Raw genomic sequence first — 13,910 nt, forward strand, 5'->3', positions numbered from 1 at the left:
GACTAGCGGAAACGGCTAATTTGCTCGAGGGCTTTTTCCATTTGCGCAAAGTCAGGTGACGCGTTTTCTATGGGTCGGTTGGTGTTATCCATGTATTGATATTGCCCTCCTGCACCCACTTCTAAAATAGTGTCGTCGGTCACTAACGCATAGCCGCTGTAGTTTGACGATAACACCCAATCTTGACCGGGATTTGGTGCAAGCAAGTCATGACCAATCGCATAGCTGGCTGGATCGGACGTTACACCTAAATAATGCTTCATTAGGGTAGGCGCAACATCTTGGTGGCTGGTGAGTTGTTTGCCGGTATCGACCTGTTTTGCCTCGATGCCGGGGCCTATCATTGCGAAAGGCACGTGAATTTGTGGGTCAGTAAAATTGCTGTTGTGTCCCCAAAAATTCAGTTGGTTGTCATTCATTTCTTGGCCGTGATCGCCAGTGAGAACCAGCAGAGTATTGTCGAACTCTCCGCTTTGTTTTAGCTCCTCAATGACTTTGGCCACCAAGCTATCCACGTAGCGCACGCTGGTCTTATAGCGATTGAAAAACGGTGTCGGATCTGTCTCGTTATTAAGCTTGAGATAGTTAACTTCGTCCAACATCGGCTGATACTTGGGCGTAAAGTTCGCAGGAAAATCATAGCCATGTGGCGCATCGTAAAACAAAAACGAGAAAGTGGGACGATTGGGGTCACGCTTTTGGTGCCAACGGATCCAATCTTGGGTGAGATCCGCGTCTAGCTCGGCGGGAGAGTCGCCCTCAGAGCCGTTACGTAAATCGGACACCTTAGCAAATACGGTTTGATTGAATTCCGGCTTTTCCAATTGTGTCGCGGTGAACACACCCAGTTGATAATCGAGCGCCTGTAGGCGATCCATCAGCATCGGTGATTGTTGATTGGCAAGAAAGCTGTGCCAATAGGTGCCAGGCATGCCATAAAACAGGCCAAAAATGCCGGTACGGGTGGCGTTCCCCGTCGCAAGATGATGTGAATAGGTACGGCCATTTTGTGCCAACGCCCAAAGGTTAGGGGTGTTGTCGGCGTTGAAGGTATCCGCACGCCATGAATCAACCACCAGAAACATGATATTCACTGGCTGTGTAACGTTGGTCGTGCTCAGCGGCGAAAGGGGATAGTTCAGGTCGGCTTCGCGATCTACATCCATCGCCTTTTGGCGCGCTAGAGCTTGCTCATCAATCCAGCCATTTTTGCGCATCATGCTGTTGGCGGTGGCTGGATAGAAAAGTGGCAAATAACGTTTCACTGTTGTCACGGGTTGGTACGCATAGGCCGCAGCCCAGATATGAATCCCGTGGGTGGCAAGCAAGGTAAGAAACGTGAGCAGCGCAAATTTTTTGCCGACTTTGTGCTGGTGGGAAAAACGTGTGCGCGACAACGCAGCCAAAAGTGCCCATTGCGCGGCGAGGCAGGCAATCACGCCACCGATGACCATCAGCCAAGTGATCAGCGGGAAGCTGACAATTTGCCCGGCGAGGATCAAATCCAGCACCATGGCATTAATATGGAATCGGTACTGGGCAAACACGATGGTATCGATGAAAAGCGTGATCACACCCACCGACGCAATCAAGGCGAGCAATGGTTGGCGCAACTTGTTTGGCAGGAGTAAAAGTGGAAGTGTCACCAAGCCAACAATGGCGGCGAGTAAGGCCATTTGGCTAAAGATACTGACCACGATAAAGGTGATGCCAAGTGGCTCAGTGGGAAAACTCGGTAGAAACGCAAAGTAGCGGCTGGCTATTGCCATCAATACAAGGGCGTTAATGGCAATAAACCAGCTATGTGTTTGAAGTCGCGATTTAAAAGACATGGTTTCTCATCACAGTTGAGTGAATCAATCGGCAACGTATCGGGCGCGTTGCCGGGTTGTGTGTTTAGGTGTATGACTGAATAAGTGGCGTGCCGAAGTGATGCCAAAGGGTGGCAAGCCAGACCACACCCGCCAAAAGCAAACTGACAAATACCGCCGCAGAACCAATATCTTTGGCTCTGCCACTTAGCTCATGACGCTCTTCACCCACTCTGTCGACCACGGCTTCAATGGCGGAGTTAAGTAATTCGACGATAATCACTAACACAATGACGCCGAACATCATCAAGGATTCCGTCAGCGGTAATTGCAGCCAGAGTAATACGACTAGCGCCGCAGCCAATAATACAACTTCTTGACGGATCGCCGCTTCATGGTGATATGCCGCTTTTAATCCAGCCCAAGAATAGCCGGTGGCTTTAATGATACGTATGATCCCTCGCGACTTTTCTGAGGGGGATGTATTAGCGCCCATAAATACATTCTCGTAACAATTTGATCGATAGGCTGGCATTTTACATTTAACCGAGCCAACTGCATAATCGGCGCGATAACTTAATTGGAATTTGTTATGCCTCTGTTTACTCACGCCCCACGCTCCCTGTGTTTTTTACGCCTGTCTGCGATTGGCGATGTTTGCCATGCGGTGGCAGCGATTCAAGCCGTGCAGCGCCATTGGCCACAGACGCAGATCACTTGGGTGGTTGGTAAAGTCGAAGCACAGCTTTTAGCCGGGCTTGAAGGAGTGGAGCTGGTGGTGTTTGACAAAAAGGCAGGCTTGGCAGGCATGCGTCACGTCTGGCAGCAGCTGAAAGGGCGCCGGTTTGATGCGCTAGTGCATATGCAGCTTGCTTTACGCGCTAGCTTATTGACTGTGGGGATCGGCGCGCGCCATCGCGTGGGGTTTCATCGTCACCGAGCGAAAGAGGGGCAGTGGCTGTTTACCAATAAACGGATCCCCGACACCCAGTCGTGCCATGTGTTAGACAGCTTTTTCGCCTTTACTCAATACTTGGGCGTGCCGGTTACGCCGCCGCAGTGGCAACTACCACTTTCTGAAGACGATCATGCCTTTGCCAAAGCGCAACTCGGTGATAAGCCTACTATCGTGATCAGTCCCGCCGCGAGTAAAGATGAGCGCAACTGGCTGCCAGAGCGCTACGCCGAATTTGCCGACTACGCGGTCGGTAAAGGTTATCAGGTGGTACTCTGTGGTTCACCGGCTGCGCGTGAAAAAACGCTGGCTGCGCGTATTATTGCCGACGCCAACGTACCACTGGTTAACTTGGTGGGACAAACAAGTCTCAAGCAATTGGCCGCGGTGCTCGCACGCGCCGATGCGGTGCTGGCCCCCGACTCTGGCCCCGCGCACATGGCGACCACCCAAGGCACGCCTGTCTTAGGCCTTTATGGCCATAGCAACCCGAAGCGCACCGGCCCTTATAATAATCTCGCGGATGTGGTCAGTGTTTACGAAACCTTTGCTGAACAGCAACATGGCAAGCCCGTTGAGCAGCTAGCATGGAGCACGCGGGTGAAAGGCGATCATGTGATGGCCGCCATTGACACTCAGCAGGTGATCGACGCCTTTGAAACCATGATGGCGAAGCAATAAGAAAGGCCCCGTGGGGCCTTTGTGGTAGCGATGCCAGTATTAGCTGGCGAGTTGGCGCAGCACATAGTGGAGAATGCCTCCATGGCGGTAGTAATCCCACTCGACGGCGGTGTCGATGCGGACGTTGACGTCAAACTCAATGGTTTTATCATCCCGCACCGCACACACTTTTAGGGTGGACGGTTCGCCGCTGATCTCCTCAAAATCGAACGTTTCCGTGCCATCCAACTCGAGTGACTCGACGGAATCGCCGTCTTTAAATTGCAACGGCAACACACCAAAGCCAACCAAGTTAGAGCGGTGAATACGTTCAAAGCTTTCAGCAATGACTGCTTTAATCCCCAGCAGGTTAGTGCCTTTGGCTGCCCAGTCACGGCTCGACCCTGTCCCGTACTCTTTGCCGGCCAAGACCACCAATGGGGTGCCATCTTGTTGATAGCGTTGGGCCGCCTCATAGATGCTCATTTGCTCATTGGTGGGTAAATAGGTCGTCATGCCGCCCTCGGTGCCTGGTGCCATATGGTTTTTTAAACGCACGTTGGCAAAGGTGCCGCGCACCATGACTTCGTGGTTACCACGGCGGGAGCCATAGCTGTTGAAATCTTTCGGCTCAACCCCTTTGGATTTCAAATACTCGCCCGCTGGACTATCCGGTTTAATCGCCCCTGCAGGTGAGATATGGTCAGTCGTAATAGAGTCGCCCACTTTCACCACACAGCGTGCGCCCTTGATGGGTTTCATCTCGGGGAGCGCCATGGTCATGCCATCAAAGTACGTTGGTTTTTTAACGTAGGTGGAGTCAGGCCATGAGTAAATCTCATCTTCAGGGACTGGCAGTTTCCGCCAAGCGTCTGTACCGGCAAATACATCCGAATATTTGTCTTGGTACAGCCCCTCCGTCATCGCTGATTGGATGGTTTGCGCGACTTCCTGTGGCGTTGGCCAGATGTCTCTGAGGTAGACCGGCTTGCCGCTTTCATCTTGTCCTAATGGCTCCTTAAGGACATCCACATTCATATTACCTGCCAGTGCATAGGCAACCACTAATGGGGGCGATGCCAAATAGTTGGCTTTCACATCTTGGTGAATACGGCCTTCAAAGTTGCGGTTACCGGAGAGCACGCTGGTCGCGAGCAGGTCAGCAGAGCGAATGGCTTCTGTGATCGGCTCTGGTAATGGCCCAGAGTTACCAATACAGGTGGTACAGCCAAAGCCGACGATGTTAAAGCCAAGTTCGGCAAGTGGCTCAAGTAGGCCAACATTTTCTAGATACGCAGGCACTACCTGTGATCCAGGTGCGAGAGACGTTTTCACCCAAGGCTTCGTTTTTAAGCCTCGCTCGCGTGCTTTTTGTGCCACTAGCCCAGCGGCGACAAGCACGGCCGGGTTCGACGTGTTGGTGCAGGAGGTGATCGCGGCGATCACAACGGCACCGTGCTCAAGCGTAAATCGCTCACCTTTGTAGTCGACTTCTACTTTCCCTTGCTCACGAAGACTGGGGTTATCGACTGCGGTTTGACCCCCTTCACTGGCAAAGCTTGCAATCACATTATTAGACGCCGCTTGTTCTTTTTCCAACAGCTGATCGAATTGGGTTTTGGCATCGGTTAATGCAATTCTATCCTGTGGACGTTTGGGACCCGCCAGGCTTGGTACCACATCACCCAGATCGAGATGGAGCGTGTCACTATAATCAGCCACCGGTGCATCGTCATCACGCCACAAGCCTTGTGCTTTAGCGTAGGTTTCGACCAGCGTGATTTGCTCATCGGTGCGTCCTGTCAGGCGCATGTAGCTAAGCGTTTCTTCATCAATCGGGAAGATGCCACAGGTTGCACCATACTCTGGCGCCATATTGGCAATGGTTGCGCGGTCAGCCAGCGGCAATTTAGCGAGGCCCGGGCCATAAAACTCAACAAATTTACCCACCACGCCGCGCTCACGTAGCATTTGGGTGACGGTGAGTACCAAATCAGTCGCAGTGGCAGACGCAGGCAGCTCACCTTTAAGCTCAAAACCGACCACTTCTGGAATTAGCATAGTAATAGGCTGGCCGAGCATCGCCGCTTCCGCTTCGATACCGCCTACCCCCCAACCCAGCACACCCAAGCCGTTAATCATGGTGGTGTGCGAGTCAGTGCCCACGAGCGTGTCTGGCATGGCTAACTTGTTGTCGCCGTGCTCTTCCACCAATACACCGGGTGCTAAAAACTCGAGGTTCACTTGGTGTACGATCCCAGTGCCAGGTGGTACGACGCGGAAATTGGAGAAGGCTTGTTGACCCCAGCGCAAAAATTGGTAGCGCTCGCTGTTGCGCTCGAACTCAATCTCAGTGTTTTTCTGCAAGGAATCAGGGTTGCCATAATCATCGACCATCACTGAGTGATCGATGACAAGATCAACCGCACCAAGCGGGTTGATTTTAGCTGGGTCACCTTTAAGCTCTCGCATCGTGGCACGCATGGCTGCTAGATCCACCACGGCAGGTACGCCAGTGAAGTCTTGAAGTACGACGCGAGCGGGGGTGAAGTTCACCTGATCTTGTCCTGCTTTATCAGCTTGCCACTGGCAAAGTGTGCGAATGTCATCGGCAGAAACATTCTTACCATCTTCTTTGCGTAGTAAGTTCTCTAGCAGGACTTTCAGGCAGTAAGGTAATCGATGAATGTTGAACGTCTCAGACAGTGCGTCCAATCGGTAGTAGTCGTAGGTTTCACCATTGACGTGTAGGGTTCGTCGGGTATTGAAACTATCTGGATGTTGAGATGGGTTGCTCACGGATGCCTCCCCTTGTCCGTTATTGTGAATAAGAGAGGCGACCTTACCTCGAAGGCCGTCGCCTCGCTCGGGGGATTGCTTGATTTACCGCTCTATTGTAAATGGGGTTTTGATGAAGTTAAAGCATCGTTATCACGGTATTTCCAATCACTCCCATCGGCCGTGCCTTACTGCGTCAGGGGAGGGACTGTCTTCCTCTCGGTGATGGTGTTGATTGCCCGACATGATGGACAAGCCCTCGCGGACGTCCTTCACGGTCAAAAAAGACATTGGGGCGATGTTTGCCTAGTAGTCGTGCCCACAAGCCCTTTACGGCAGTGATAACCATCAGGCGCAATGGAAATCGTGCGTGAACCTTGTTTGCTGTAGGCGTTGAGCGAGCATCTTGGCCTTGCACATACCAGCGAACCGGGCCGATCTCTTCTTCATTATCCCCTTCAATGTGATAGCAAGCACTCACCACGCCAACAAAAGGAATATCGGCATTAATCGTATTGGCGATAGGCGTTTGGCAACAACGAGTATACCAGCGGTGTAGGCCTCGCTCGCCCAACCTTAAACAGACTAATTGATCTCGGCCGCGATAAATACGGAGCTGCGCTGGCGTAATTTGTAGCACTTCTGTGCCGCCGCCTGGCTCGAGTTCAGTGTGGTAGCCCAGTGTTTGCGCATAGGTCTGACAATCACTGCAAAAGCACACACAGCGTTGGCTTTGTTGTGCGTCAATGATCTCTCCTGTCATCTGCCCACATGAACACTGAATGGCAAGACGAGCCATATTATTTCCCCCAAGCTGCAGAGCGTGTCTTAACAGTATAGCGCTAATTGTGAGTTCAGACGGTTGCGATAAACGGATAGACACAGCCACAAAAGGGCGGAACCTTATCTATAACATCCTGTTTTATCACTCATGGCAACTTTTCGTGACAGAAAAACGGTGAGGTGGTGATTTAAAATGTTGCTAATGGTTTTTATGTTGGTGATTAATGCTGATGTTTAATAATTGTTAACTTTAGGGTTGGAGGTTTTCAATAGCTTAAGGGTTATCAATAGCGGATAATTCTGATTGATGTTTTTATGGTCGACAAATCTAGGGTTGAAGCTGGAAATAACAGGGGATTTAGTTAAATATAACATGTAACGCATTTGTTAATCTTGTATCTGGCAACGGCTCTGGCATCAATGCGTGCGTCGATACAGATAAAAGGAGAAAGCCATGAATACGTCTTCACTACTCATGCAGCTCAATCAACTGGACGATAATCACATCAAGCAGCTTCAACCCTCGTTTGATAATCTTCCAGGCACTTCACATGCTGATGGCGGCTATCGACTTCGCCGTTACTCGGTGGTTCATGTTTTTAATGGGGGCGTCGAAAAACTACCACCGCGACCATTTATGCAAACCTCGGACATTAACGAGTTCCAAGGCGACGTAGCGAGAACATTTGAAGATATTGAATCAGAAACCGTGCAAAAACTCGGTTTTCATGCAATGTGTCGCACGTTCCGCGATGTGTATCAATTAAGTGACGATAACGATATTGAAATCCACCAAATTCGTATTCAGGCGGATAATCAGTCGGTGCAAGTCGCCCCAGAAGGCGTTCACCAAGACGGCTTTGATCATATCGCCATTGTCAGTATTGGCCGCGATAATATTGAGGGCGGTGACTTTCAGGTATTTAGTCATAAAACCAGCGCACCGCTGTTTAGCCTGCCGCTGGAACCGGGACAAATGGCGGCACTTGATGACCGTACACTATGGCATTACGCTGAGCCGATTACGCCCGTGGATAACCAGAAACCGGGTACGATGGATGTATTTGTACTCACAGCAACAAGGAAGTAATGATGACACCGGCAGGTTTTTCACCCCATGCTGTTAGGGGCCACTTTCCCGCACTCGCGCAAATCATTGAAGGCAGACCCGTCGCATTTTTCGATGGGCCTGGGGGCGCGCAAGTGCCCCGCGCGGTGCTTGACGCTATGGTGGATTATTTAGGGCACTACAATGCCAATCTGGGCGGCCAGTTTTTCTCTGGTCGTTATACCACCGAGCTTATGCAGCGCGCACGTGATGTGGCAGCCACCTTTGTGAATGCCGCATCGTCAGAAAGCATGGTATTCGGTCCGAATATGACCACCTTGACCTTCTCTTTGAGTCGGGCGATCAGTCGCGACTGGCAGGCGGGAGATGAAGTGATTGTTTCGGCACTCGATCACTATTCAAATGTATCTAGCTGGCAACAAGCGGCGCACGACAAAGGCGCGATCGTGAAACAGGTACGTGTTGATGAGTCGACGTATTCTATCGATATGACCCACCTTGCCAGCCTAGTAACCGACAAAACTAAGTTGATTGCGGTGACACTCGCCTCTAACACCACAGGCAGTCTGGTGGATGTGGAAAAAGTGGTAGAGATGGCGAAACAAGTGGGCGCCAAAGTGTATGTGGATGCGGTGCATTATGCACCCCATCACTTAGTGGATGTGCAAGCACTCGGGTGCGATTTCCTTGCCTGTTCGGCGTATAAGTTTTTTGGACCCCATGTTGGTTTTGTCTATGTCGCGCCTGAGTGGGTACAGACGTTAAAACCGTATAAAGTGGAACCTGCGACTAATCAAGGCCCCGGCCGATTTGAAACAGGCACCCAAAGCTTTGAGGCCATCGCGGGGTTTATCGCCGCAGTCGAGTATCTCGCACAATGGGGTGATCCCACGTCGTCACTACGAGAAAGGCTAGCGGCAAGCTATGCGCAGTATCAAGCGCATGAGCAAGCACTGTCAGCACACTTTATCCAGTTGATGCGCGCTTACCCTAAAGTACGTATTTATGGTATTACCGACGATAATCAGCTCGATAAACGCACTCCAACGTTTGCGATCCGCATAGAGGGAGCAGAGCCTGCTGAGGTTGCTCAAGTACTTGGTGAGCAAAATTTGTGTGTCTGGAATGGACACTTCTACGCCCAAGGCTTGTGCGAGCAGCTTGATATCTTAGATAAAGGCGGTGTGATCCGCATCGGTATGATGCATTACAACACAATTGATGAAATTGACCGGCTTCACCAAGCCTTATTGCCATTTATTAGCGATTAAACGTCTCTTCTATTCTGAGCGGCCATCCTGGCCGCTTTTTTATATTGGTTGGTTAGTGTCAGCGACCTTTATTTCGTTGTAAGAAAAATGTGAAACGTTAGCTGGCGCATAGGCGAAAACGAAACAGAGCGTTAAGATAACCGTCGTTTAACTGCCCAAGAAACCATTCAAAAAGAAAACAAGGCGAGAGAGATGACTGAAGAACAATACGCCTTTTGGCACCAGTACCTTGCGACCCTGCCAACTCACCAGCGGCCAAGTGACGATATGGTGGTAGTCGATACGTTAAGCCACCATACCGTCAGAGCCAATGAAGTCGCGACCTTGGTGAGTTTGAATAAAAAGAAAGCGCACTGCCGGTTGCGTAGTTCTTTGGAAGAGAAAAATGCGGTGATCCCGCAAAAAGGACATTATAAGATTGTCCTCAATGGTCACCAGCGACCCGTTTGTATCGTCAAAACCACACAGGTGAGCTATTGCCCGTTTAACCAAGTCAGCGCTGAATTTGCGGCACGTGAAGGCGAGGGAGATGGATCTTACCAGTGTTGGCACGAAGCGCATTGGGGTTACTTTTCCCAGTACGCTAAAACACACGGCCTACATTTTGATGAGCACTCGGATGTGGTGCTTGAAGAGTTTGAAAAGGTCTACCCGCTCTAAATATAAAAGCCGCGCCCAGCGGCTTTTTCGATGACGGCCATCAGAGCGATAGGTTTACTCACCGATATCCAAATTAATTTCATCGGCCCATGGCATGTCTGGCAGGGTGTCTAAGTTGGCTTCATAGCGAGACAGGGTAAATTGCCCGTTGTGATGGCTAACATCATAGATCTCAACCATTAACGCACAGGCAATGTACTCGATAGCTTCGTCGCGTGAATAGCCGGTCATACGCAGGCGCATCAAGGTTTCTGCTACCTTTTTAGGGTCTTGGTCGGCGATCTGGTTCTCAACCACTTCAATCAAGTTAGCGATACTGGTACTGGTTTCATCTTGCATATTATTACTCATTGATTGTGACGCGGGCACCATACTAGGCCATAGCAGATGTTCAAGCACGGGGTTTTTCAATCCGTCGCATCAGCGCGTTTCATTTATCAGGCGTAATATGTTAATGATAACCATTATCGTAACGTGAAAGGAAGGTATCAAAATGACAAAAACACGTATTGAAAAAGACAGTATGGGCGATGTCGAGGTGCCTGAGCAGGCGCTGTATCAGGCTCAAACACAGCGTGCGGTGAATAATTTTGCAATCAGTGATCAGACGATGCCGGCGGACTTTATTCGTGCGCTGGCGATGGTGAAGCATGGCGCGGCACAGGCAAATGAGTCGCTAGGGTTGTTAGAGAGTAAGATTGCCGGTGCCATATGTGAGAGCGCAAAAGAAATCATGGCGGGGAATCACATTGAACAGTTTCCTGTTGATGTTTTTCAAACGGGCTCTGGTACCAGTTCTAATATGAACATGAACGAGGTGCTGGCTACCTTAGCCTCCGAGAAATCCGGTGAGACGGTCAGTCCTAACGATCATGTCAATATGAGCCAAAGCAGCAATGACGCGGTACCAACGGCCATTCAGATCAGTACCACATTAGGCTGTGAGCAAAAGCTGCTACCTGCACTCGCGCATCTGCGTGATGCGTTACAGGAAAAGAAACAGTCAGTTGGCCACATCGTGAAAACGGGTCGTACCCATTTGATGGATGCCATGCCTGTTACTATCGGCCAAGAGCTAGAGGCTTGGTCTCAGCAGATCGAGCACGCGATGGTACAAATTACCCAAAGCCTGTCATCGGTACGCGCATTGGCTCAGGGTGGCACCGCGGTGGGAACCGGGATCAATGCTCATCCATTGTTTGCCGAGCGTTTTGCCGAAGCGGTAGCCGCGCTTAGCAAGACGGGTTTTACTGCCAGTGAGAACCCATTCTTTGCCATTGGTAGCCAAGATGCGTTGGTTGCGCTTCACGGCCAGCTAAAAACCACCGCCGTGGCAACCATGAAGCTAAGTAATGACTTGCGCTGGATGAACTCCGGTCCACTCGCAGGGCTCGGTGAGATCGAGCTGGAAGGGTTGCAGCCAGGCTCGTCAATTATGCCAGGCAAGGTCAACCCAGTGATCCCTGAGTCGGCGGCGATGGTATCAGCTCAGGTGATGGGCAATGACACCACAGTGACGGTGGCAGGTCAGTCAGGGAATTTTGAGCTTAACGTGATGTTACCAGTGATTGCCGCGAACGTGTTGCAAAGCATCAACTTGCTCGCTGGCGCAAGCCGACTGCTTGCTGATAAAGCGATTCGCAGCTTTAACGTGAGAGAAGATAACCTGCAAGCCGCGCTGTCACGTAACCCTATCTTAGTGACCGCACTTAACCCCGTTGTGGGATACCTGAAAGCGGCAGAGATTGCCAAGAAAGCATACCAACAAGGCCGCCCCATTCTCGATGTCGCCGAAGAAGAGACCGAGCTGGGTCGAGAGAAGCTCTCGCAGCTGCTTGCTCCAACCAAGTTGACAAAGGGCGGCATTGCGGAATAGCGCGGCTCACGCCGCCGTGTTGGGCGCTACCACCACACGGTTGCGTCCCAAGCTTTTGGCGGTATAGAGGTGATCATCGGCACGGTCAAATACTTGCTCAGGGTGGCTATCGCTTGGACGGCTTTCGGATAAGCCACAGCTGACCGTGTAGGTGAGCAACTGATTGTCAAACCGTGAGGTATTCGCCGCAATACGTTGGCGAATACGCTCGGCCACATAGTAGGCATCGTGACTGTCAGTATTGCGAAAGATAATCACAAATTCTTCTCCACCATATCGAGCCACCAAATCGGTTTGGCGAACGGCGCGTGTGATCTCAGCAGCAACATCTTGCAAGACGCGATCGCCGGCGGAGTGGCCATATGTGTCGTTAAATTGTTTGAAGTTATCGACATCAATGACCGCGACCGTATAGGTGTATTGCGTTCGCCGAGCGCGTTCGTATTCAATCGCTAATTCAGGCAATAGGCCGTAGCGATTAACGGTGCCCGTCAGTGGATCTAAGCTGGCTTTTCGTTGCCAGCTGTCTCGTGCTGCCACGGCATTTTTATACTCCATCACTTGGATGGAAATACTGATGCTGGCCAGTACGGTGGTAAAGATAAAAATAAGCAGTGCTAACACGCCGTCATAGAGGTTAGGGATCGCGAATGCGCCCATATCGAAGGGTGCCATTAAGATAGACACGATGATTAAGCCACAAAGACCAATCAGAAGCGTACGCCAATGGCCGGAGAAAGCGATATAAATCAGCAACGCAAGCTCGATGTAGATTGCGCCTGGAAACACAGAAAAACTGATGAGTGTGAGTGCCATAATGGCAGTGACGTAGCCCACGTTTTGCCAACTGAGTTTTGACCAGTCGATCCCCAATCTTTGCCAAGCGGTGTACAAGCTGACCCAAAGCAGTGTTGATGTGGTGTAAGTCATCATAAATTCAATGGTCAAGAATTGTAGTCGTCCGTGAACTAACTGATCATCGATATAAAGCGGGATCGCGACAATGGCCACCATTGCTATTGCGGGGAATAGGCATCCAACGAGAACAAACCGAAAAAGGGCCCGCACGGTATCCAGGCAATGTGGATAATATTTTTGCCATAGCCATGCGGAGAGCGCCGAGGCGAGCGTTAAAAATGTACCAAAAAAAATGCCTGTCGCGAGATGGAGCGACTCGATGCGGGCGATGGCGGCTAGACCGTGGCCAAGAGAGCCGGCAAGGATAAGCGGGAGTATCATCCCCATTCCCAGATGCCGGAATAATACCACCGCAAGGCCACTGGAGATATTGAGCAAGGTGACCGTGTGGACATCGAGTATCGCGGATAAATAGCGCATATCCAGCCAGACGATTGCCCCGTAAATGAAGCTCCACAACAAAATGTGGCGAGCGGAAGGTAGAGAGATCCCCAGTAGCATGTCACCTCTGCGTCGTGCGATGCAATAGGATATAAACGTGATTGATAGCGGCAGTACGGTTAATGAATAGTATAGCAGAGCCGAGGTAGAGCTCTGCGTTTTCAGCGGGACAGGTACTTTTTAATCGAGCTTTTTCAACGCGACGGCATTCATACAAAAGCGTAAACCAGATGGTGGGGGACCATCAGGAAATACATGGCCAAGATGCGCGTCACAGGTCGCACAGGTGGTTTCAATCCGTGTCATCCCGTGACTGCCATCTTTGTGATAAGCGATAGCATTATCTTGCGCCGGTTGCGTAAACGAGGGCCAGCCTGTACCTGAATCAAACTTTTCATGCGCATCAAACAGCAAGGTGCCGCAGCATGTACACCCATAACGCCCTGGCTCAAAGAGCGTACACATGCCTGAGCTGAACGCGCGCTCTGTGCCTTTTTGCCGGGTAACACGAAAGGCTTCTTCACTGAGTTGTGTTTGCCACTCTTGGTCTGTTTTCTCAACCCGCGACGGCGGCGCGAGATTACCGCTTTCACTTCGAGCGACGATGTCTTGCCATGTCAGCATGATGTCGTTCCTCTTATTGAACGGGCGGGTGCCCGTGCTACAAAACGCGTAGTGTTATGAATCT

General features: G+C 50.9%; 12 protein-coding genes. 5 read left to right on the plus strand and 7 right to left on the minus strand.

All coding sequences use genetic code 11. The features are described from left to right. Positions 1–2: 2 nt before the first annotated feature. Both EHW56_RS05265 and EHW56_RS05270 read right to left on the minus strand, forming a co-directional pair. A complete protein-coding gene (locus tag EHW56_RS05265) occupies positions 3–1,832 on the minus strand; it encodes a DUF3413 domain-containing protein (protein ID WP_152798810.1) in 1,830 nt (609 codons plus the stop codon). Positions 1,833–1,896: 64 nt separating this feature from the next. Further along, the gene (locus EHW56_RS05270) at positions 1,897–2,307 is read right to left on the minus strand and encodes a diacylglycerol kinase (protein WP_152798811.1); all 411 of its coding nucleotides are present in this window, start codon (positions 2,305–2,307) and stop codon (positions 1,897–1,899) included. Positions 2,308–2,403: 96 nt separating this feature from the next. On the opposite strand from EHW56_RS05270, the gene EHW56_RS05275 reads away from it, so the two are divergent. After that, positions 2,404–3,447, plus strand: a complete 1,044-nt coding sequence (locus tag EHW56_RS05275) for a glycosyltransferase family 9 protein (protein WP_152798813.1) — start codon at positions 2,404–2,406, stop codon at positions 3,445–3,447. 39 nt (positions 3,448–3,486) lie between these two features. Here EHW56_RS05275 and acnA read toward each other — a convergent pair whose 3' ends face one another. Both acnA and EHW56_RS05285 read right to left on the minus strand, forming a co-directional pair. Then, positions 3,487–6,225 carry an aconitate hydratase AcnA gene (gene acnA, locus EHW56_RS05280; protein WP_172969920.1) on the minus strand — a complete coding sequence of 913 codons (2,739 nt, stop codon included), beginning with the start codon at positions 6,223–6,225 and terminating at the stop codon, positions 3,487–3,489. Positions 6,226–6,400: 175 nt separating this feature from the next. Continuing rightward, a complete protein-coding gene (locus EHW56_RS05285; RefSeq protein WP_152794500.1) occupies positions 6,401–7,003 on the minus strand; it encodes a DUF6151 family protein in 603 nt (200 codons plus the stop codon). A gap of 438 nt (positions 7,004–7,441) precedes the next feature. On the opposite strand from EHW56_RS05285, the gene EHW56_RS05290 reads away from it, so the two are divergent. The 3 genes from EHW56_RS05290 to EHW56_RS05300 all read left to right on the plus strand — a co-directional run bounded on the left by EHW56_RS05290 (position 7,442) and on the right by EHW56_RS05300 (position 9,987). Continuing rightward, positions 7,442–8,077 (plus strand): 2OG-Fe dioxygenase family protein, encoded by a 636-nt coding sequence (locus EHW56_RS05290; RefSeq protein WP_152798815.1) that lies wholly within the window; start codon positions 7,442–7,444, stop codon positions 8,075–8,077. A 2-nt stretch (positions 8,078–8,079) separates the two neighbouring features. Continuing rightward, the gene (locus EHW56_RS05295) at positions 8,080–9,327 is read left to right on the plus strand and encodes a cysteine desulfurase-like protein (RefSeq protein WP_152798885.1); all 1,248 of its coding nucleotides are present in this window, start codon (positions 8,080–8,082) and stop codon (positions 9,325–9,327) included. 192 nt (positions 9,328–9,519) lie between these two features. Further along, positions 9,520–9,987 (plus strand): ASCH domain-containing protein, encoded by a 468-nt coding sequence (locus EHW56_RS05300; RefSeq protein ID WP_046075497.1) that lies wholly within the window; start codon positions 9,520–9,522, stop codon positions 9,985–9,987. 54 nt (positions 9,988–10,041) lie between these two features. Here EHW56_RS05300 and EHW56_RS05305 read toward each other — a convergent pair whose 3' ends face one another. Then, entirely contained in the window at positions 10,042–10,326 is a 285-nt protein-coding gene (locus tag EHW56_RS05305; protein ID WP_046075496.1) for a hypothetical protein, read from the minus strand. A gap of 154 nt (positions 10,327–10,480) precedes the next feature. Between EHW56_RS05305 and EHW56_RS05310 the strand changes: the two genes are divergently transcribed. After that, entirely contained in the window at positions 10,481–11,863 is a 1,383-nt protein-coding gene (locus EHW56_RS05310) for a lyase family protein (protein ID WP_152798817.1), read from the plus strand. Positions 11,864–11,869: 6 nt separating this feature from the next. On the opposite strand, the gene EHW56_RS05315 is transcribed toward EHW56_RS05310, so the two are convergent. Both EHW56_RS05315 and msrB read right to left on the minus strand, forming a co-directional pair. Next, positions 11,870–13,282: a GGDEF domain-containing protein gene (locus tag EHW56_RS05315; RefSeq protein ID WP_152798819.1), complete on the minus strand. Its 1,413-nt coding sequence runs from the start codon at positions 13,280–13,282 to the stop codon at positions 11,870–11,872. A 120-nt stretch (positions 13,283–13,402) separates the two neighbouring features. Further along, positions 13,403–13,846, minus strand: a complete 444-nt coding sequence (gene msrB / locus EHW56_RS05320; protein ID WP_046075494.1) for a peptide-methionine (R)-S-oxide reductase MsrB — start codon at positions 13,844–13,846, stop codon at positions 13,403–13,405. Positions 13,847–13,910: the final 64 nt, after the last annotated feature.

This window comes from Salinivibrio sp. VGrn1 (assembly GCF_009377995.1).
Classification (GTDB): Bacteria; Pseudomonadota; Gammaproteobacteria; order Enterobacterales; family Vibrionaceae; genus Salinivibrio; species Salinivibrio siamensis.

Coding starts and splice junctions, on each gene's coding strand:
- EHW56_RS05265 (WP_152798810.1), bottom strand. CDS start 1,832: ATGTCTTTTAAATCGCGACTTCAAACACATAGCTGGTTTATTGCCATT.
- EHW56_RS05270 (WP_152798811.1), bottom strand. CDS start 2,307: ATGGGCGCTAATACATCCCCCTCAGAAAAGTCGCGAGGGATCATACGT.
- EHW56_RS05275 (WP_152798813.1), top strand. CDS start 2,404: ATGCCTCTGTTTACTCACGCCCCACGCTCCCTGTGTTTTTTACGCCTG.
- EHW56_RS05285 (WP_152794500.1), bottom strand. CDS start 7,003: ATGGCTCGTCTTGCCATTCAGTGTTCATGTGGGCAGATGACAGGAGAG.
- EHW56_RS05290 (WP_152798815.1), top strand. CDS start 7,442: ATGAATACGTCTTCACTACTCATGCAGCTCAATCAACTGGACGATAAT.
- EHW56_RS05295 (WP_152798885.1), top strand. CDS start 8,080: ATGACACCGGCAGGTTTTTCACCCCATGCTGTTAGGGGCCACTTTCCC.
- EHW56_RS05300 (WP_046075497.1), top strand. CDS start 9,520: ATGACTGAAGAACAATACGCCTTTTGGCACCAGTACCTTGCGACCCTG.
- EHW56_RS05305 (WP_046075496.1), bottom strand. CDS start 10,326: ATGCAAGATGAAACCAGTACCAGTATCGCTAACTTGATTGAAGTGGTT.
- EHW56_RS05310 (WP_152798817.1), top strand. CDS start 10,481: ATGACAAAAACACGTATTGAAAAAGACAGTATGGGCGATGTCGAGGTG.
- EHW56_RS05315 (WP_152798819.1), bottom strand. CDS start 13,282: ATGCTACTGGGGATCTCTCTACCTTCCGCTCGCCACATTTTGTTGTGG.
- msrB (WP_046075494.1), bottom strand. CDS start 13,846: ATGCTGACATGGCAAGACATCGTCGCTCGAAGTGAAAGCGGTAATCTC.